This is a genomic window from Clavibacter tessellarius (assembly GCF_001618005.1).
In the GTDB taxonomy this organism is placed as follows: domain Bacteria; phylum Actinomycetota; class Actinomycetes; order Actinomycetales; family Microbacteriaceae; genus Clavibacter; species Clavibacter tessellarius_A.
This window is the reverse complement of the sequence record NZ_LQXA01000018.1, coordinates 47,742-67,172: the sequence shown is the minus strand read 5'-3', so window position 1 is coordinate 67,172 and position 19,431 is coordinate 47,742. Positions and strand designations below refer to the sequence as shown.

The 19,431-nt window shown below is 67.5% G+C and carries 10 protein-coding genes and 3 rRNA genes; 3 read left to right on the top strand and 10 right to left on the bottom strand.

Going from position 1 to position 19,431, the window contains the following annotated elements:
• Positions 1–30: 30 nt before the first annotated feature.
• From rrf to sucC, 8 genes are all read right to left on the bottom strand, one after another.
• Positions 31–147, bottom strand: a 5S ribosomal RNA gene (rrf, locus tag AWH51_RS04155).
• Between the two features lie 116 nt (positions 148–263).
• Positions 264–3,383 (bottom strand): 23S ribosomal RNA (locus tag AWH51_RS04150).
• Between the two features lie 426 nt (positions 3,384–3,809).
• A 16S ribosomal RNA gene (locus AWH51_RS04145) occupies positions 3,810–5,330 on the bottom strand.
• The 16S, 23S and 5S rRNA genes sit together here, the layout of an rRNA operon.
• A 562-nt stretch (positions 5,331–5,892) precedes the next feature.
• Positions 5,893–7,509: a bifunctional phosphoribosylaminoimidazolecarboxamide formyltransferase/IMP cyclohydrolase gene (gene purH / locus AWH51_RS04140; RefSeq protein ID WP_063070859.1), complete on the bottom strand. Its 1,617-nt coding sequence runs from the start codon at positions 7,507–7,509 to the stop codon at positions 5,893–5,895.
• Positions 7,506–8,099 carry a phosphoribosylglycinamide formyltransferase gene (gene purN / locus AWH51_RS04135; RefSeq protein ID WP_175345462.1) on the bottom strand — a complete coding sequence of 198 codons (594 nt, stop codon included), beginning with the start codon at positions 8,097–8,099 and terminating at the stop codon, positions 7,506–7,508. The genes purH and purN overlap by 4 nt, the downstream gene beginning before the upstream one ends.
• Positions 8,100–8,108: 9 nt before the next feature.
• On the bottom strand, positions 8,109–9,389 hold the full coding sequence (locus AWH51_RS04130) for a DUF6350 family protein (protein ID WP_063070857.1): 1,281 nt from the start codon (positions 9,387–9,389) through the stop codon (positions 8,109–8,111).
• A 173-nt stretch (positions 9,390–9,562) separates the two neighbouring features.
• Complete coding sequence (gene sucD, locus AWH51_RS04125; RefSeq protein WP_063070856.1) at positions 9,563–10,450, bottom strand: succinate--CoA ligase subunit alpha; 888 nt, start codon at positions 10,448–10,450, stop codon at positions 9,563–9,565.
• Positions 10,451–10,477: 27 nt separating this feature from the next.
• Positions 10,478–11,641 (bottom strand): ADP-forming succinate--CoA ligase subunit beta, encoded by a 1,164-nt coding sequence (gene sucC, locus AWH51_RS04120; protein WP_063070855.1) that lies wholly within the window; start codon positions 11,639–11,641, stop codon positions 10,478–10,480.
• 237 nt (positions 11,642–11,878) lie between these two features.
• On the opposite strand from sucC, the gene AWH51_RS04115 reads away from it, so the two are divergent.
• Both AWH51_RS04115 and AWH51_RS04110 read left to right on the top strand, forming a co-directional pair.
• Positions 11,879–12,700, top strand: a complete 822-nt coding sequence (locus AWH51_RS04115; RefSeq protein WP_063070854.1) for an oxygenase MpaB family protein — start codon at positions 11,879–11,881, stop codon at positions 12,698–12,700.
• 117 nt (positions 12,701–12,817) lie between these two features.
• Positions 12,818–14,815 carry a hypothetical protein gene (locus AWH51_RS04110; RefSeq protein WP_063070862.1) on the top strand — a complete coding sequence of 666 codons (1,998 nt, stop codon included), beginning with the start codon at positions 12,818–12,820 and terminating at the stop codon, positions 14,813–14,815.
• On the opposite strand, the gene AWH51_RS04105 is transcribed toward AWH51_RS04110, so the two are convergent.
• Both AWH51_RS04105 and AWH51_RS04100 read right to left on the bottom strand, forming a co-directional pair.
• On the bottom strand, positions 14,787–17,237 hold the full coding sequence (locus AWH51_RS04105; protein WP_063070853.1) for an ATP-dependent helicase: 2,451 nt from the start codon (positions 17,235–17,237) through the stop codon (positions 14,787–14,789). The genes AWH51_RS04110 and AWH51_RS04105 overlap by 29 nt on opposite strands.
• A 131-nt stretch (positions 17,238–17,368) precedes the next feature.
• Positions 17,369–18,442, bottom strand: a complete 1,074-nt coding sequence (locus tag AWH51_RS04100) for a glycerophosphodiester phosphodiesterase family protein (RefSeq protein WP_063070852.1) — start codon at positions 18,440–18,442, stop codon at positions 17,369–17,371.
• A 131-nt stretch (positions 18,443–18,573) separates the two neighbouring features.
• Here AWH51_RS04100 and AWH51_RS04095 point away from each other — a divergent pair, with 131 nt between their 5' ends.
• On the top strand, positions 18,574–19,377 hold the full coding sequence (locus AWH51_RS04095) for a Bax inhibitor-1/YccA family membrane protein (RefSeq protein WP_063070851.1): 804 nt from the start codon (positions 18,574–18,576) through the stop codon (positions 19,375–19,377).
• Positions 19,378–19,431: the final 54 nt, after the last annotated feature.

Sequence of the window (19,431 nt, the reverse complement as noted above, 5' to 3'; positions counted from 1 at the left end):
GCGACGGGCCTCCCCGTTTACTCAAGTTAAGTCCGGCGGTGTCCTACTCTCCCACAGGGTCCCCCCTGCAGTACCATCGGCGCTGAGAGTCTTAGCTTCCGGGTTCGGAATGTGACCGGGCGTTTCCCTCTCGCTATGGCCGCCGAAACACCTCATACACACCCCTCAGGGCATGAAATCTGTGATGAATCGACCAGTCAAGCTGGTTGTTCAATTGATACCCGACCGTATATCGGGAACCACATAGTGGACGCAAGCAAAGTGTTTTCAAGATATCGGCTTATTAGTACAGGTCAGCTCCACGAGTCTTTAGTCCTCGCTTCCACATCCTGCCTATCAACCCGGTAGTCTAGCCGGGAGCCTTCACCCTAAAAGGGATGGAAATCTCATCTCGAAGCCGGCTTCCCGCTTAGATGCTTTCAGCGGTTATCCGTTCCGAACGTAGCTAATCAGCGGTGCTCCTGGCGGAACAACTGACACACCAGAGGTTCGTCCATCCCGGTCCTCTCGTACTAGGGATAGATCTTCTCAAATTTCCTACGCGCGCAGCGGATAGGGACCGAACTGTCTCACGACGTTCTAAACCCAGCTCGCGTACCGCTTTAATGGGCGAACAGCCCAACCCTTGGGACCTACTCCAGCCCCAGGATGCGACGAGCCGACATCGAGGTGCCAAACCATGCCGTCGATATGGACTCTTGGGCAAGATCAGCCTGTTATCCCCGAGGTACCTTTTATCCGTTGAGCGACAGCGCTTCCACAAGCCACTGCCGGATCACTAGTCCCGACTTTCGTCCCTGCTCGACTTGTCAGTCTCACAGTCAAGCTCCCTTGTGCACTTACACTCGACACCTGATTACCAACCAGGTTGAGGGAACCTTTGGGCGCCTCCGTTACTCTTTAGGAGGCAACCGCCCCAGTTAAACTACCCACCAGGCACTGTCCCTGAACCGGATTACGGTTCGAAGTTAGATATCCAGAGTGACCAGAGTGGTATTTCAACAATGACTCCACCCGAACTAGCGTCCGAGCTTCACAGTCTCCCACCTATCCTACACAAGCCACACCGAACACCAATACCAAGCTGTAGTAAAGGTCACGGGGTCTTTCCGTCCTGCTGCGCGTAACGAGCATCTTTACTCGTAGTGCAATTTCGCCGAGTTCGCGGTTGAGACAGCTGGGAAGTCGTTACGCCATTCGTGCAGGTCGGAACTTACCCGACAAGGAATTTCGCTACCTTAGGATGGTTATAGTTACCACCGCCGTTTACTGGGGCTTAAATTCTCAGCTTCGCACTTGCGTGCTAACCGTTCCTCTTAACCTTCCAGCACCGGGCAGGCGTCAGTCCGTATACATCGTCTTGCGACTTAGCACGGACCTGTGTTTTTAGTAAACAGTCGCTTCCCACTGGTCTCTGCGGCCTTCAAACGCTTCAGGAGTAAATCCCTACACGCCTCAGGCCCCCCTTCTCCCGAAGTTACGGGGGCATTTTGCCGAGTTCCTTAACCACGATTCTCTCGATCTCCTTAGTATTCTCTACCTGACCACCTGAGTCGGTTTGGGGTACGGGCGATTGGAACCTCGCGTCGATGCTTTTCTCGGCAGCATAGGATCACTGATTTCGTCCGTGAGGACTACCCATCGGGTCTCAGGCTACATAGAAGACGGATTTGCCTATCTTCTGCCCTACATCCTTAGACCGGGACAACCATCGCCCGGCTCAGCTACCTTCCTGCGTCACACCTGTTAATACGCTAAACGCCTCAGCGTAGGGTCGTGTGCTAGGCCAAGACCGTCACCCCGAAGGGATCGAATCAAGGATTCAGACACTTAGCATTACTGGATTGTCTTGGGCGGTTCTTCATCGGTACGGGAATATCAACCCGTTGTCCATCGACTACGCCTGTCGGCCTCGCCTTAGGTCCCGACTTACCCAGGGCGGATTAGCCTGGCCCTGGAACCCTTGGTCTTTCGGAGGACGGGTTTCTCACCCGTCTTTCGCTACTCATGCCTGCATTCTCACTCGTGTGGCCTCCACGGCTGGTTCACACCGCCGCTTCGCTGGCCACACGACGCTCTCCTACCCATCTATACGGCTGGACCACGAAGGCCTGCCTGTAATATAAATGCCACAACTTCGGTGGCGTGCTTGAGCCCCGTTACATTGTCGGCGCGGAATCACTTGACCAGTGAGCTATTACGCACTCTTTCAAGGGTGGCTGCTTCTAAGCCAACCTCCTGGTTGTCTATGCAACTCCACATCCTTTCCCACTTAGCACGCGCTTAGGGACCTTAGATGGTGGTCTGGGTTGTTTCCCTCTCGACGATGAAGCTTATCCCCCACCGTCTCACTGCTGCGCTCTCACTTACCGGCATTCGGAGTTTGGCTGAAGTCAGTAACCTTTTGGGGCCCATCGTCCATCCAGTAGCTCTACCTCCGGCAAGAAACACGCAACGCTGCACCTAAATGCATTTCGGAGAGAACCAGCTATCACGAAGTTTGATTGGCCTTTCACCCCTATCCACAGCTCATCCCCTCCATTTTCAACTGAAGTGGGTTCGGTCCTCCACGACGTCTTACCGTCGCTTCAACCTGGCCATGGATAGATCACTTCGCTTCGGGTCTAGAACATGCGACTCATACGCCCTATTAAGACTCGCTTTCGCTACGGCTGCCCCTCACGGGTTAACCTCGCCACATATCACTAACTCGCAGGCTCATTCTTCAAAAGGCACGCTGTCACACCAACAAGGGTGCTCCAACGGTTTGTAAGCAAACGGTTTCAGGTACTATTTCACTCCCCTCCCGGGGTACTTTTCACCTTTCCCTCACGGTACTTGTCCGCTATCGGTCATCTGGGAGTATTTAGGCTTATCAGGTGGTCCTGACAGATTCACACGGGATTTCACGGGCCCCGTGCTACTTGGGATACTCTCCGGACAGGCGACGACATTTCGACTACGGGGTTCGCACCCTCTATGACTGGCCTTTCAAGACCATTCGTCTATATCGCGCTCATTGCCCTCACAGCTCGGTAGAACTGTACGGAAAGTCCCGCAACCCCGACCATGCAACTCCTACCGGATATCACACATGATCGGTTTGGCCTCTTCCGGTTTCGCTCGCCACTACTAACGGAATCGCTTTTGCTTTCTCTTCCTGTGGGTACTGAGATGTTTCACTTCCCCACGTTCCCTCTACCCGCCCTATATATTCAGGCGGGAGTCACCAGGTCACCCAAAGGGCCTGGCGGGGTTTCCCCATTCGGAGATCCTCGGATCAAAGCTCTATTATCAGCTCCCCGAGGCTTATCGCAGATTTATACGTCCTTCTTCGGCTCCAGATGCCAAGGCATCCACCGTTTGCTCTTAGAATCTTGAAATCACATGAGATTGAATCGTTTCGCCTCCCCTAGAGGAGACAGAATTGACCAATGATCTATAAATAGATCTTTGTGATCCACCGGTAAACCGGTGAATCTAAGATGCTCGCGTCCACTGTGTAGTTCTCAATATACGGGCGGTACCCCACCACCATCCACTCAGGGACGACAGAAAGGGTCCGACAAGAAACCAGACACACCAAACGGTGCGGCCCGGTCCCTCAGGACCCAACAGCGTGCAACATGCCCGCGACACCCCACACCACGTTCCCACCCCACAAGGAGGCGTACTAGCAGCACGACGAATCAACCGGCATCAATGTCAATGTTCCACCCATGAGCGCCACCACCAGGACATACGCCTGACGCGTGACTTGGCACCCTTGATCTCCCTGTATACAGAGGAGAGGTGCACATGCTCCTTAGAAAGGAGGTGATCCAGCCGCACCTTCCGGTACGGCTACCTTGTTACGACTTAGTCCTAATCACCGATCCCACCTTCGACAGCTCCTCCCTTGCGGTTAGGCCACTGGCTTCGGGTGTTACCGACTTTCATGACTTGACGGGCGGTGTGTACAAGGCCCGGGAACGTATTCACCGCAGCGTTGCTGATCTGCGATTACTAGCGACTCCGACTTCATGAGGTCGAGTTGCAGACCTCAATCCGAACTGAGACCGGCTTTTTGGGATTCGCTCCACCTTGCGGTATCGCAGCCCTTTGTACCGGCCATTGTAGCATGCGTGAAGCCCAAGACATAAGGGGCATGATGATTTGACGTCATCCCCACCTTCCTCCGAGTTGACCCCGGCAGTCTCCTATGAGTTCCCACCATTACGTGCTGGCAACATAGAACGAGGGTTGCGCTCGTTGCGGGACTTAACCCAACATCTCACGACACGAGCTGACGACAACCATGCACCACCTGTATACCGACCTTGCGGGGCACACATCTCTGCATGTTTCCGGTATATGTCAAGCCTTGGTAAGGTTCTTCGCGTTGCATCGAATTAATCCGCATGCTCCGCCGCTTGTGCGGGCCCCCGTCAATTCCTTTGAGTTTTAGCCTTGCGGCCGTACTCCCCAGGCGGGGAACTTAATGCGTTAGCTGCGACACGGAGACCGTGGAATGGTCCCCACATCTAGTTCCCAACGTTTACGGCATGGACTACCAGGGTATCTAATCCTGTTCGCTCCCCATGCTTTCGCTCCTCAGCGTCAGTTACGGCCCAGAGATCTGCCTTCGCCATCGGTGTTCCTCCTGATATCTGCGCATTCCACCGCTACACCAGGAATTCCAATCTCCCCTACCGCACTCTAGTCTGCCCGTACCCACTGCAGACCCGAGGTTGAGCCTCGGGATTTCACAGCAGACGCGACAAACCGCCTACGAGCTCTTTACGCCCAATAATTCCGGACAACGCTTGCACCCTACGTATTACCGCGGCTGCTGGCACGTAGTTAGCCGGTGCTTTTTCTGCAGGTACCGTCACTTTCGCTTCTTCCCTACTAAAAGAGGTTTACAACCCGAAGGCCGTCATCCCTCACGCGGCGTTGCTGCATCAGGCTTTCGCCCATTGTGCAATATTCCCCACTGCTGCCTCCCGTAGGAGTCTGGGCCGTGTCTCAGTCCCAGTGTGGCCGGTCACCCTCTCAGGCCGGCTACCCGTCGTAGGCTTGGTGAGCCATTACCTCACCAACAACCTGATAGGCCGCGAGTCCATCCCCAACCGAAATTCTTTCCACGACCAGACCATGCGGCCAATCGTCATATCCGGTATTAGCTACCATTTCTAGCAGTTATCCCAGAGTCGGGGGCAGGTTACTCACGTGTTACTCACCCGTTCGCCACTGATCCGCCAGAGCAAGCTCTGACATCACCGTTCGACTTGCATGTGTTAAGCACGCCGCCAGCGTTCGTCCTGAGCCAGGATCAAACTCTCCATAAATGCTTAAACGCACGACCACCCGAAAGCAGTCGGCACATCTAAAGCCAGACGTGAACGGGAATCGAACACGAACCAGCAAGTTTGAAACCGACAGAACAAATCATTACTGACTTGCTTGTTTGTTTAAATGTATTCCAAAGGAATCCGAAACGAGCATCCGAAGGACACCCGCAACGGGTATTTGGCATTTGACATTGTGCACGCTGTTGAGTTCTCAAGGAACGGACGCTCCCGACACCGACCATCACAGCCAGCCATCGGAGCTCACACTCCACCGCTCCCCGTGGGAGTGATCCAGACCACAAGGCCCAGCACTCACGTCGGAAGCAGAATCAGACCCTAGCTCAGTTGATGGTAAACACGCAACCCGTAAGCCGCGGCAACTTCTGTTTCACCAGGATCAAGCCCACCAGAACAGCTCCGGAAGCATTTCGCTTCCCGCCCGTTCCGGCGACAAGAGGAGACATTACGCGGACCACCCCACCCCCGCAAAACAACCCGCATCCCGGGCGTGTCGCGGCGGCCGTGGGCCGGCGGCCCGGAGGACCGCCAGCCCACGGGATCAGTGGAAGAAGTGGCGCTCGCCCGTGAAGTACATGGCCACGCCGGCAGCCCGGGCAGCCTCGACGACCTCCTCGTCGCGCACGGATCCGCCGGGCTGGACCACGGCGCGGACCCCGGCGTCGAGCAGGACCTGCAGGCCGTCGGCGAAGGGGAAGAACGCGTCGGACGCCGCGACCGATCCCGCCGCGCGCGCTCCCGCGCGCTGCACCGCGAGGTGGCACGAGTCCACCCGGTTGACCTGGCCCATGCCCACCCCCACCGAGGCACCGTGGTGCGCGAGCAGGATGGCGTTCGACTTGACCGCCCGGCACGCCTTCCACGCGAACTCCAGGTCGGCGAGCGTCTGCTCGTCCACCGCCTCCCCTGTCGCGAGCGTCCAGCCCGCCGAGAGGCGTCGGCCGTCGGTGGGGAACGCATCCGTCGACTGCACGAGGTATCCGCCCGAGATCTGACGCGCCTCCAGCGGCTCGCGGCGGTACCCCTCGGGGAGCGTCAGGAGGCGGAGGTTCTTCTTGGACTTGAGGAGCGTGAGCGCGTCGTCGTCGAAGCCCGGCGCCACGAGCACCTCGGTGAAGATCTCCTTCACCGTCTCCGCCATCCCGAGCGTGATGGTGCGGTTGGCGGCGATCACTCCCCCGAACGCGGACACCGGGTCGCAGTCGTGCGCGCTCCGGTGCGCGGCGGCGATCGCGTCGACCGCGCGTGGCGGCGCCACCGCGATCCCGCACGGGTTCGCGTGCTTGATGATGGCGACGGCCGGCTCGGTGAAGTCGTACGCGGCGCGCACGGCGGCGTCCGCGTCGACGAAGTTGTTGTAGGACATCTCCTTGCCGTGCAGCTGGGTCGCCTGGGCGATCCCCGCCCCGTCGGCGCTGCGGTACAGGGCCGCATCCTGGTGCGAGTTCTCCCCGTACCTGAGCACCTGCGCGAGGTCGCCTGCGACGCGGAAGGACGCCGGCCACGTCGGCGACGCCTCGCCTGATCCCACTACGGCATCCCGGAAGTAGTCCGCGACGGCCCTGTCGTATTCGGCCGTGTGGGCGAAGGCCGCGGAAGCGAGACGACGCCGCTGGGCGAGGGTGGTGCCGCCGGAGCGCACGGCCTCGATCACCTCGCCGTAGCTGGTCGGCGACACGACGATCGCGACGTTCGCGTGGTTCTTGGCGGACGCGCGCACCATGGCGGGCCCGCCGATGTCGATCTGCTCGATGACGTCCGCTGCGGGAGCCCCCGAGGCGACGGTCTCCACGAACGGGTACAGGTTGACGACGACCAGCTCGAACGGGGAGATGCCGAGCTCGGCGAGCTGGGCCTCGTGCGACTCGAGCCGCAGGTCGGCGAGGAGGCCCGCGTGCACCGACGGGTGCAGGGTCTTGACCCTCCCGTCGAGCACCTCCGGGAAGCCCGTCACGTCCTGCACGGGGGTGACGGGGAAGCCCGCCTCGGCGATGGTGCTGGCGGTGGATCCGGTCGAGACGATCTCGACGCCGGCCTCGACGAGGGCGGACGCCAGCTCGAGGAGCCCGGTCTTGTCGCTCACGGAGACGAGGGCGCGCGTCACGGCGATGCCGTCGCGGTCGCGGAACAGGGACGGGTCGTGACGGGGTCCGCTCATGCGGTGGTCAGCTCCTTGAGGTCGATGGTGCCGAGGGCGATGGCGCGCACCGTGTCGACGAGGAGCCTGCGCTCCACGACCTTGATGCGCTCGTGCAGGGTGTGCTCGGTGTCGCCCGGCTCCACCGCGACGCGCTCCTGCGCGAGGACGGGGCCGGTGTCGACGCCGGCGTCGACGACGATGAGGGAGGCCCCGGAGGCCGGGACCCCCGCGGCGATGGCGTCGCGCACCGCGTGGGCGCCGGGGAACTCCGGCAGGTAGGCGGGGTGCGTGTTGACCAGACGCGGGGCGAAGGCCTCGACCGCCCGTGGGGGCAGGAGGCGCATGAAGCCGCTGAGGACCACGAGGTCCGGATCCCAGCCGGAGACGGCAGCCACCAGCTCGTCCCCCCAGGTCGCGCGATCCGGGAAGCTCGAGAACGGCACCGTGAAGGTGGGGATGCCGCGCTCCTCGGCGAACCGCAGCCCGTCCGCCTCGCGATCGGCGCCGACCGCGACGATGCGCGCCGGGTAGTCCGCGTGATCCGCCGCCTGGAGGAGGGCGAGGAGGTTGGTGCCGCTGCCGGAGACGAGGACCACCACGTTGAACACGGCCACAGCCTATCCGCGTCCTTCCGGGCTCCGTCGGACCAGCGGGGCCATGAGGCCGGAGACGAACATGCCCGCCACGGAGGCGACGCCGATCTCGAGGAACGCGTACAGGAGGATCCAGCCGGCAGCGGGACCGACGTCGGCCAGCCTGCCGGGACCGGCAGCCCCGCCCGACAGGGCCGCGAGCAGGCACAGCACGACGGCGCCGACGACGCCCATGCCGAGGCCCGCCGCGAGGAACCACGGCCAGCGGCGGGCCTCGGGTTCGGGGATGCGCGCGACGCGTGGCGAGAGCGCCACCGCGGCGACGAACGCCACCACCACGGGGACGAGGATCCCGAGGTAGCCCAGGTCGAGGGTGCCCTGCGGCAGGATGCCGAGGACCGGGATGGACGGGATCGGGCCGACGGTCGTGCCGAGCGGTGACACGGAGGACCCGGTCCCCAGGGCGAAGCCGGGCCCGACGAGCCAGGACGACGTCCACATCACCAGGTTCGGCAGGAGCGCGATCTGCCCGAGCGTGAGGGCGACTCCCCCGACGATCCCCGTCTGCAGGGTCTCGTAGAGCGTGATGACGGTCGCGTACCGCACGCCGAGCAGGACCGCGACGACTGCCGATGAGACGGCGACGACGGCGAATGCCGCGGCCGCTCCGCCGCGGACCGCCGTCCCGGCCACGGATGCGGCGCCCTCGGGGAGGCGGTCGAGAGCGTCCCGGACCGAGCGGATGGACCCGGCCGCGCGTCCCGACGACAGCGAGCCCCACCACCGGCCGGCCCGGGCGCGATCGACGCGGGTGACGACGCCGATCAGCAGGCCGAGTGCGAGGACGAGCGTCGGGAGCACCGCGCCGCGCACCACGGCGGGTGCGATGCCCTCGTGCTGCGCCGCGAGCGCGAGGCCCAGGGAGAGGACGGCGGTCGTGGCGACGGCGGCCGCGGCACCGGCGCCGGGGTGGTCCGTCTCGACGATGCGGCGACCGGCCCGCGTGCCGAGCAGCAGCGTGAGCAACGCGAAGCCCAGAGGGGCGAGCGAGAGCGCGAACGGGGCGTCGACCGCGGGGAGCCCGAGGGCCGTCGAGAGCGCCGGATCCAGCGATGCCGTGAGCGGCACGCCGTGGCCGAGCAGCCACAGGTCGACGGCCGTCCGCGCGAACACGCCCCAGTCGATCTGCAGGTCGTACTGCCCGGCCCAGAGGACGGTGAGCGGCACGAGGGGCAGGGCGACGCCGACCCCCACCACCAGGAGCGCTTCGAGTGCCGCGAACAAGGCGGTTGCGTGTCGGTTCATGCCTCGACGACCCTACCGGCCGCCCCCTGCGTGCCCCGTCGGCCGGCGGGCGCGCCGGGGAAGGCGCGCTCCGACCGGCTGGGGAGGAGGAGGCCGCACCGGCGCTGCACGACGACGGCCCGCATCCGGGTGGATGCGGGCCGTCGTCGTCGCCGGGGTGGCGGATCCTGCGTCTACAGCGCGGCGAAGACCTCGCGGAGGAGGTTGGCGGTCTCGGTCGGCGTCTTGCCGACCTTCACGCCGGAGGCCTCCAGGGCCTCCTTCTTGCCCTGCGCCGTGCCGCTCCCGCCGGAGACGATGGCGCCGGCGTGGCCCATGGTCTTGCCCTCGGGGGCGGTGAAGCCCGCGACGTACGCGACGACCGGCTTGGTGACGTGCGCCTTGATGTACTCGGCCGCGCGCTCCTCGGCGTCGCCGCCGATCTCGCCGATCATGACGATGGCGCGCGTCTCCGGGTCGGCCTCGAACGCCTCGAGGGCGTCGATGTGCGTCGTGCCGATGATCGGGTCGCCGCCGATGCCGATGGCGGTCGAGATGCCCAGGTCGCGCAGCTCGAACATCATCTGGTAGGTCAGCGTGCCCGACTTGGAGACGAGGCCGATGGGGCCGGCCTCGGTGATGGTCGCCGGGATGATGCCGGCGTTCGACTTGCCGGGGCTGATGATGCCGGGGCAGTTCGGGCCGACGATGCGCGTCTTCCCGCCCGTGCTCTTGGCGTGCGACCAGAACTCCGCGGAGTCCTTGACCGGGATGCCCTCGGTGATGACGACCGCGAGCGGGATGGCGGCGTCGATCGCCTCCACCACGGCGCTCTTGGCGAACGCCGGCGGCACGAAGATGACGGACACGTCGGCACCCGTCTCCGCCATGGCCTCGGCGACCGAGCCGAAGATCGGGAGCTCGACGCCCTCGATGGTGACGGTGCTGCCGGCCTTGCGCGGGTTGACGCCGCCCACGACCTTGCTGCCGGACGCGAGCATGCGGCCCGCGTGCTTGGTGCCCTCGGAGCCCGTGAGGCCCTGGACGATGATCTTGCTGTTCTCGTCGAGAAGAATCGACATCTATCTGTTCCTGTTCTCTCTCGGGAGTTAAGCGGAGGCCAGCTCGGCGGCCTTGTCGGCCGCCTCGTCCATCGTGCCGACGACGGTGACGAGGGGGTGCGCGCGCTCCTCGAGGATGCGGCGGCCCTCCTCGACGTTGTTGCCGTCGAGGCGGACGACGAGCGGCTTGGTGGCGGCGTCGCCCAGCTTGTCGAGCGCGCCGACGATGCCGTTCGCGACCGCGTCGCACGACGTGATGCCGCCGAACACGTTGACGAAGACGCTGGTGACCTGCTCGTCCCCGAGGATGACGTCGAGACCGGCGGCCATGACCTCGGCCGACGCTCCGCCGCCGATGTCGAGGAAGTTCGCGGGCCGCACGCCGCCGTGCTTCTCCCCCGCGTAGCTGACGACGTCGAGCGTGGACATGACGAGTCCCGCGCCGTTGCCGATGATGCCGACCTGGCCGTCGAGCTTCACGTAGTTGAGGTCCGACTCCTTGGCCTTCGCCTCGAGCGGGTCGGCGGCGGCCGCGTCCTCGAGCGCCGCGTGGCCCTCGTGGCGGAAGCCGGCGTTCTCGTCGAGGGTGACCTTGCCGTCGAGCGCGATGATGTCGCCCGACTCGGTGAGCACGAGCGGGTTGACCTCGACGAGCGTCGCGTCCTCGTCGCGGTAGACCCACCAGAGGCGCTCGAAGACGGGCGCGACCTTGGCGATGAGCTCCTCGGGGAAGGAGGCGGCGCGGGCGATCTCCTCGGCCTTGGCGGCGTCGATGCCGGCGACCGGGTCGATCTCGATGCGGGCGAGGGCCTCGGGCCGAGTGACCGCGAGCTCCTCGATCTCCATGCCGCCCTCGTAGCTGGCGAGGCAGAGGTAGGAGCGCTCGGCGCGGTCGAGGAGGATCGAGAAGTAGAACTCCTGCGAGATGCGGGCGCCCGCCGCGACCATCACGCGGTGCACGGTGTGCCCCTTGATGTCGAGGCCGAGGATGCCCTTGGCCGCCTCGAACGCCGCGTCGGCGCTCTGGGCGACCTTGACGCCGCCGGCCTTGCCTCGGCCGCCGGTCTTCACCTGCGCCTTCACGACCACGGTGCCGCCGAGCTTCTCCGCCGCGGCGCGCACCTCCTCGGCGGTGTCGGCGACGATCCCCGGGAGGACCGGGACGCCGTAGGACTCGAAGAGGTCCCTGGCCTGGTATTCGAAAAGATCCACGCGTGTCATCCCATCCGCACCCGCGCCAGGCGGTACGTGCGTCGTTCGAGGCTGCGGTGCCACGACCGTCTGGTGGCGGCACCCGGTGTGTTGCGGCTGGTCGGCCCGCGTGCTGACCGCCCGGAGGGGCCGGCCCGCCGCGTCGACGACCGTGGAGAGCCTATCGGGTCACGGGTCGGCCGACCCGGGTCGGCGGGAGCCGTGCGGCGACGGCACCTGTGGAGGGAGACTGGAGGGATGAGCCCGAGGACCCACCCCGCCCGGAGGCGCGGCGGGTCCATCCGCGACATCGCGGGCGAGGGCATCCTGCTCGCCGCGGGGGGCCGCGCGATCCTGCTGCAGATCGCCGATCCGGCGGTCGCGCGCGGCGTCGCGGAGCACAGCGACTTCGCGTCCCGGCCGCTCGACCGCCTCGAGGGCACGCTCGGCTACGTGTACGCGGTCGTCTTCGGGTCGCCGGCCGAGGTCGCCCGGGCCCGGCGCATCGTCGGCCGCGCGCACGCGCCGGTGCGGTCCGACGCCCCCGCCGCCGACGGATCGGCCCCGGCCTACTCCGCCTACGACCCCGACCTGCAGCTGTGGGTGGCGGCGACGATCTACGACAGCGCGGTGACGATGTTCGAGATCGCCTTCGGACCCCTGCCGGACGAGGTGGCCGACCGCGTCTACCGCCAGTACGCCGTGCTGGGCACCGCCCTCCAGGTGCCCGAAGGGCGGTGGCCGCCGGATCGCGCGGCGTTCCGCGCCTACTGGGAGGAGCGGGTCGCGATCCTCGAGCCGACCGCGGACGCACGCCGGATCGCGCGGGCGCTCCTGCGAGGAGGCGACGGCCCGATGTGGCTCCGGAGCATCATGCCCCTGGCGGCGCTCATGACCGCGGCGCTGCTTCCGCCGCGGATCCGAGCGGGCTTCGGCCTGCGCTGGGATGCGCGCCTCGAGCGACGGGCGACGCGCGCGATCAGCGCGATCCTGGTGCCGTACCGGCGGATGCCGCGATGCGTGCGGGAGGCGCCGCGCACCGTGGTCACGCGGCGGTACGCGCGACGGGAAGCCGGGTAGCCGGACGCGCGATCGGCCGTGCGCCGCGCCTCCTGCACAGGCACCGGACGCCGCCCGACGTCCCCGATGCGGGCCTTGCGCGACGTCCGGCGGATCGGTCCGGAGCACCATCCGGCCATGACACGCATTCGCTCCGCTTCTGCCAGCTCCGCCTCCGCTGCCCCCGGCCCCGGCCCCGGCCCCGGCCCCGGCCCCGCGACGACGCACCGGCCGAGTCGATCGCGCGCGGGGCGCCTCGTCTCGGCGGCCGTCGGGATCGGGCTCGCCCTCGGGATCGCGGCGAGCGCCGTCCCGTCCGCGCAAGCCCTCACGGCCGTCTCGCACGGCATCGGGTACTCGTCCCCGGGCGACGGGAGGTGGCTGGGTTCGTACCGGCTCGACGACGGCCGCCTGGGATTCTGCATCGACGTCGGGCTCGCCGCGCCGCCCGGGCACGCCTACGCGCCCGTCGACGACGCGGGCCGCTCGGCGGACGACCGTGCCCGGCTCGCCTACATCGCGCGCGAGTGGGCCGGATCCTCCGATCCGGACACCGCGGCCGCCGGCCAGCTCGCCACCTGGAGCATCACCGGGCTCGGCGGGCACGATCTCGGGTGGTACGCGGCACGGGCGGGCGATCGAGCCGGCGTCGTGGAGGCGCGCGCACGGGAGATGCTCGCCGAGACCGACTCGGCAGCGGGGGCGTCGCGCTCGGTCACGGCTGCGGCGAGCGCGGTCCTCGGCGACGATGGTCGCGGGACCGTCCGCGTCGACCTGCGCGCCGACTTCCTGGCGACGGGTCCGGCGTCCGTCCCCGCCGGCACGCGGACCGGCACGGTCCAGCTCGAGGGGGCGACCTTCGCCGACGGGAGCACGACGGCACGGGTGGCGGACGGCGTGGACACGGCCATCCGCGCCACCGGGTCGGATCCGACCCTGCACGTGCACGCGCGCGTCGTCTTCGCCGACCTCCCGTACGGAGACGCGCTCGACGTCGTCGGCGACGGCGGCGCCTCGCAGGGGCTCGTCCTCGCCCGTCCGGCGGACGCGAGGGCGGACGCGGAGGCGGAGGCGACGACCCCGAACCCGCTGCCCTTCGCGCCGCGCGTCGAGACCCATGCGTCCTCGGCCGTCGCGCATGCGGGTGACGTCGTCACGGACGCCCTCCACGTCACGGCGGACCCCGCCGCGGGATCGACGCCGGTGTCCGCCGGCTGGGGAACGACCCGGCGGCCCGATGGCGGCCTGCGTCCGGTGCCCGTCGTCGTCCGCAGCCGACTGCTCGGCCCCTTCCCCGAGCAGGTGGGCCCCGAACGCGACGACGTCCCCGTCGACGCGCCGGAGGTCTGCCGGGTCGCGACCCTCGTCGACCACGGCCCCGGCGACTACGTCACGCCCCCGTGCACGCTGCCGTCGGGCGGTTACTACACGTGGGTGACGTCCATCGCCCCGGAGGACACGTCCGTGGCCGACGGCCGGTCGCGGGTGCTCCCGTGGCGCTCGACGTTCGGATCCGCCCTCGAGACGACGCAGGTCCCGCATCCCCCGACCATCGACACGACCGTGGCCGCGCAGGAGGTCCTCGCGGGCGCCTGCCAGACCGACACCCTGCACGTCACCTCGTTCGCCGGCACGGGGCCGGTGCCGGTGCGGGTGCGCCTCGCGGGCCCCTTCGCCTCGACGCCGACCGATGGTGCGCCCGTCTCCCCGAGCGACCTCGCCGGGGCGACCGGTCGATCCGCCGAGGTGACGCTCACCGACGACGGCGACATGGCCACGCCATGCATCCCGGTCGACGCTCCTGGCTGGTACGTCGCCGTGCTGGACAGCCCCGGACGGCCCGCGTCCGACGCGGACGGGGCGGCGGTCGCGCCCTTCTCGGACATGGTGGCGCACGCGAGCGAGACCTTCCACGCGAGCCCGCCTCCCCCGGTGGCGCAGGTCACGCCCCCGGCACGGCACGAGCTCGCCATGACGGGCGGAGCGCCCGGCATCACCGCGCCCATGCGATGGTCGGCGCCGCAGCTCGCGATCGGCGCATCGGTCCTCGGCCTGCTCGGCGCCGCCGGGGTCGGTCTGGGACGCACCGGCCGACGCCGCGCCTCGGCTAGAGCTTCTCGATGGGCGCGATCTTGATGAGCAGGCGCTTCCGGCCGGCCGGCCCGTCGAACTGCACCTCGGCTATGCGCTTGCGCCCCTCGCCGGTCACGCCGGTGACGCGCCCGTCGCCGAAGTCGGTGTGGCGGATCCGGTCGCCGAATGCGAGCTCGAGGTCGCCGTTGTCGCGCACCTGGCCGGTGACCGTGTTGGCCCACTGCGTCTTCGGGCGGGGAGGCGGCGGCAGGGCAGGATCCTCGAAGCCGCTCGAGGACCGGGACCGGCCGCCGTACCCGCCGCCCTCGCGGCGCGCGTTCAGGGCCCGGGGCTGCGTGCCGCCGCGCGACGTCGCCATGCCGGGCGACTGCTTCCAGTCGATGAGCTCGGCGGGGATCTCCTGCAGGTACCGGCTCGGCATCGCCACGTTGACCTCGCCGAACTGGGCGCGGGTCATGGCGAGGGAGATGAAGAGCCGACGGCGGGCGCGGGTGATGCCCACGTAGAACAGTCGCCGTTCCTCAGCCGGTCCGCCCGGCTCGTTGGCCGACATGCGGTGCGGGAGCAGGTCCTCCTCGACGCCCGTGAGGAACACGGAGTCGTACTCGAGGCCCTTCGCGGTGTGCAGCGTCATCAGCGACACCGTGCCGCTCGAGTCGTCGAGCTCGTCCGCGGCGGCCACCAGGGAGACCTCCGTGAGGAAGTCCACCAGCTGGCCCTCCGGGTTGTTCCGCGAGAACTCCTTCGTGACGGCGACGAGCTCCTCGACGTTCTCGGCGCGCGCCTCGTCCTGCGCGTCCTTGCTCGCGCGCAGCGCCTGCACCAGCCCGCTCCTCTCGAGGAGGGTCGTGACGAGGTCGCCGACGGAGGTGCGGCCCTCCGGTCGTTCCGGGTCGAGGAGGAGGGCGACCTCGTCGAGCATCCGCGAGAGCGTCAGGATGGCCTGCGTCACCTTGGGTCCGAGCCCCAGCTCGGACGCACGGCGCATGGCCTCGCGGAAGGTCACGCCGTGCGCCTCGGCGAAGTTCGCGAGCGCCGTCTCCGTCGCCGGGCCGACGCCGCGCTTCGGGGTGTTGAGTATCCGGCGGAGCGCCAGCACGTCGGCGGGGTTGGCCACCGCGATCAGGTAGGCCATGGCGTCCTTGATCTCGGCCCGCTCGTAGAACTTCGTGCCGCCCATGATCCGGTACGGCACGGCGGAGCGGATCAGGATCTCCTCGAGCGCCCGGGTCTGCGCGTTCGTGCGGTAGAACACCGCGATCTCGGAGTACGCGGTGCCCTCCTCGTGCAGCTTCTGGATCTCGTCCGCCACGAACTGCGCCTCGTCGTGGCCCGAGTACCCGGTGAAGCCGATGATCTTGTCGCCGTCGCCGATGGACGTCCACAGCTTCTTGTCCTTGCGGTCGAAGTTGTTCGAGATCACGGCGTTGGCGGCGGTGAGGATGTTCTGCGTCGAGCGGTAGTTCTGCTCGAGGAGCACGACCTTCGACTGCGGGAAGTCGCGCTCGAACTCGGTGATGTTGCGGATGTCGGCGCCGCGGAAGGCGTAGATCGACTGGTCGCTGTCGCCCACCACCGTGAGGGAGGCGCCGTCGATGCCGCCCATGCCGTTGGTGGACATGCGCGTGTCGACGGGCACGTCCTCCGGGGCGACGGCGCGCGTGAGCTCGCGGATGAGCGAGTACTGCGCGTGGTTCGTGTCCTGGTACTCGTCCACGAGCACGTGGCGGAAGCGGCGCTGGTAGAGCGCCGCGACCTTGGGGAACGCCCGGAAGAGGAAGACGGTCTGGCCGATGAGGTCGTCGAAGTCGAAGGCGTTCGCCGCGGCGAGCGAGCGCGTGTACTGCCGGAAGATCTCCACGAACATCGCCTCGGCCGGGTCGTTGAAGTTCGCGGTGCGCGCGAACGTGTCCGCGTCGGAGAGCTCGTTCTTGAGCTTCGAGATGCGCCCGGACACCGAGGAGACCGTGAAGCCCAGCGTGTCCGCGTCGAGCTGCTTGATGATCCGCTTGATGAGGACCCGGCTGTCGGCCGAGTCGTAGATCGTGAAGTTCTGGGTGAAGCCGAACGCCTCGGCCTCTCGGCGGAGGATCCGCACGCACGCGGAGTGGAAGGTCGAGATCCACATGCCCTCGGACGCCTGCCCGAGGAGCGACTCGACGCGCTCGCGCATCTCGGCCGCCGCCTTGTTCGTGAACGTGATGGCGAGGATCTGGCTGGGCCACGCCTCCCGCGACTCGATGAGGCTCGCGATGCGGTGGGTGAGCACGCGCGTCTTGCCGGAGCCGGCGCCGGCCACGATGAGCAGCGCGGGGCCCCGGTACACGACCGCCTCGCGCTGCTCCGGGTTCAGCCCCTCCAGCAGCGGATCCGCGGGTGCACCCGGCCCGCCGACGCCGCCCTGCCGACCGTCGAGGATGATCGGCGGGCGGGAGGCGGGAACGGCTGCGGGGTCGGCACTCATGTCGGCTTCGATCCTAGGCTCTGCCCCCGACGGGCCTCCGGGCGCAGCCGCCGACGGTCGTCGGGCGTCCTGCCGACACGACAGGTTCACGACGCGGCCGGGCACCTCGCGCGCCGCCGGGCGGGCCTCCCCTACCCGGCGGCCACGCCCGCCGCTTCCGCGCGGTCGGCCACGAGCCGCACCGCCAGGTCGGGATGGTCGGCGAAGACGCCGTCGACGCCCGCGTCCAGCAGGCGGCCCCAGTACGCGCGGTGGTCGCCGTGGTCCGACTTCGCGCCGGCGCCGCGGAGGGGACGGGGGAGGAACGCGTTCTCGGGCCGGAGCGTCCACGTGAAGACGGAGAGCCCCGCGCGGTGCGCCCGGTCGACGAGGTCCGAGACGGGCGCGTCGCCCGGGCTCCCGGCACCGCCGAAGCCGGCCGCCGGGCAGATGCGCTCGAGGCCCACGCTGATCCCGTCGACGTCCGCGGCGAGCGCCGCCAGCCCGGCGTCCGTGAGCTGCGCGTCGAACGTGATCGCGTCGTCGCCGTGCCGCGCGACCTCGTCGATCGCGGCGCCGCGACCCTCGAGGAGGTAGACGAGCCGGGCGCGGATCCCCCGCTCCCGCACGCCCAGCAGCACGTCGCGCTCGAACGACTCGATGGTGAGCCGCGAGGCGTCCGAGGCCCAGCCGTGGGCCTCGAGGTCGCGGGCGAGCAGCTCGTCGAGCGGCATCCCGAGGCCGGCGAAGTGCGTGGCGTGCTTGATCTCGGCGACCATCCCGAACGGGCGGCCACGGCGCGCGGACTCCTGGTCGATGATGCGCAGCAGGTCGGGCAGCGAGAGCACCGTCTCCTCGTCGTCGTGCGCGGCGCTCGCGGGGCGGACGGCCGGGATCCGCTCGCGGCAGCGGAGCGTGCGGATCTCGGCCCACGTCATGTCCTCGGTGAACCAGCCGGTGCGCTCGACGCCGTCGACGACGCGGGTGGCGCGGCGGTCGGCGAACTCGGGACGGTCGGCGACGTCGGTCGTGCCGGACAGCTCGTTCTCGTGGCGGATGACGAGCACGCCGTCCGACGACGCGACGAGGTCGGGCTCGACCGCGTCGGCGCCCTGGGCGAAGCCGAGCCGGACGGCGGAGGCGGAGTGCTCAGGGCGGTAGCCGCTGGCTCCGCGATGGGCGATGACGAGGGGGCGGGGGCGGGAGGCGTGATGCACGCCGCGCACGCTACAGGCGCCGGGTGGACGGCGGGCGCGTACTCATCTGGGGAAATTCAGGGCCCGCGCGAGTGCTTTCCCAGCCTGGTCGGCTAAATTGACAGCGATCACGTTCATCCACCATCGAGAGTAGAAGGATCATGGCCAACCCCACGTTCTCCAACAACCCGGTCTTCAACGGCCGAGGTGCGACGCCCACGAGGGATGTGACCCCGGAGAGCCTCGACGAGCTGTACAGCCGCCCGTCCGCGACGGCCTCCGAGACCGACCGCATGACCTTCGAGGACACGACCGTCAAGACGGTCAGCCTGCTCGCCATCGTCGTCGTCCTCGGCGCGGTCGCGTGGCTCTCGGGCCCGCTCGCGCTCCCCCTCGCCATGCTCGGTGCCATCGGCGGCCTCGTGCTCGGCCTCGTCAACTCCTTCAAGAAGGAGCCGTCCGTCCCGCTCATCGTCGCGTACGCGGCGTTCGAGGGGCTCTTCGTCGGCGGCATCTCGCGCGTCTTCGAGGGCATCTACCCCGGCGTCGCCACGCAGGCCGTCCTCGGCACGGCGGCCGTCTTCGTCACCGTGCTGCTGCTGTTCCGCAGCGGCAGGATCCGGGCGTCGAAGAAGGCCACGAAGATCTTCATGGTCGCCATGGTCGGCTACCTGCTGTTCTCCGTGCTGAACTTCGCCCTCATGGCGTTCGGCGTCACGAACAGCGCGTTCGGCCTCCGGAGCGAGCCCGTCTTCGGCATCCCGCTCGGCGTGATCCTCGGCATCTTCGTCGTGATCCTCGCGTCGTACTCGCTGGTGCTCGACTTCGACTTCATCCAGCGCGGCGTCCGCTCGGGCGCCCCGCGTCGCTACGGCTGGACCGCGGCGTTCGGCCTCGTGGTCACCATCGTGTGGCTGTACGTCGAGCTGCTCCGCCTGTTCGCCATCCTGCGCGGCAACAACTAGCACCACCGCAGGTCCCCGGCACAGCACCGCGGACCTGCAGCACGACGAAGGCCG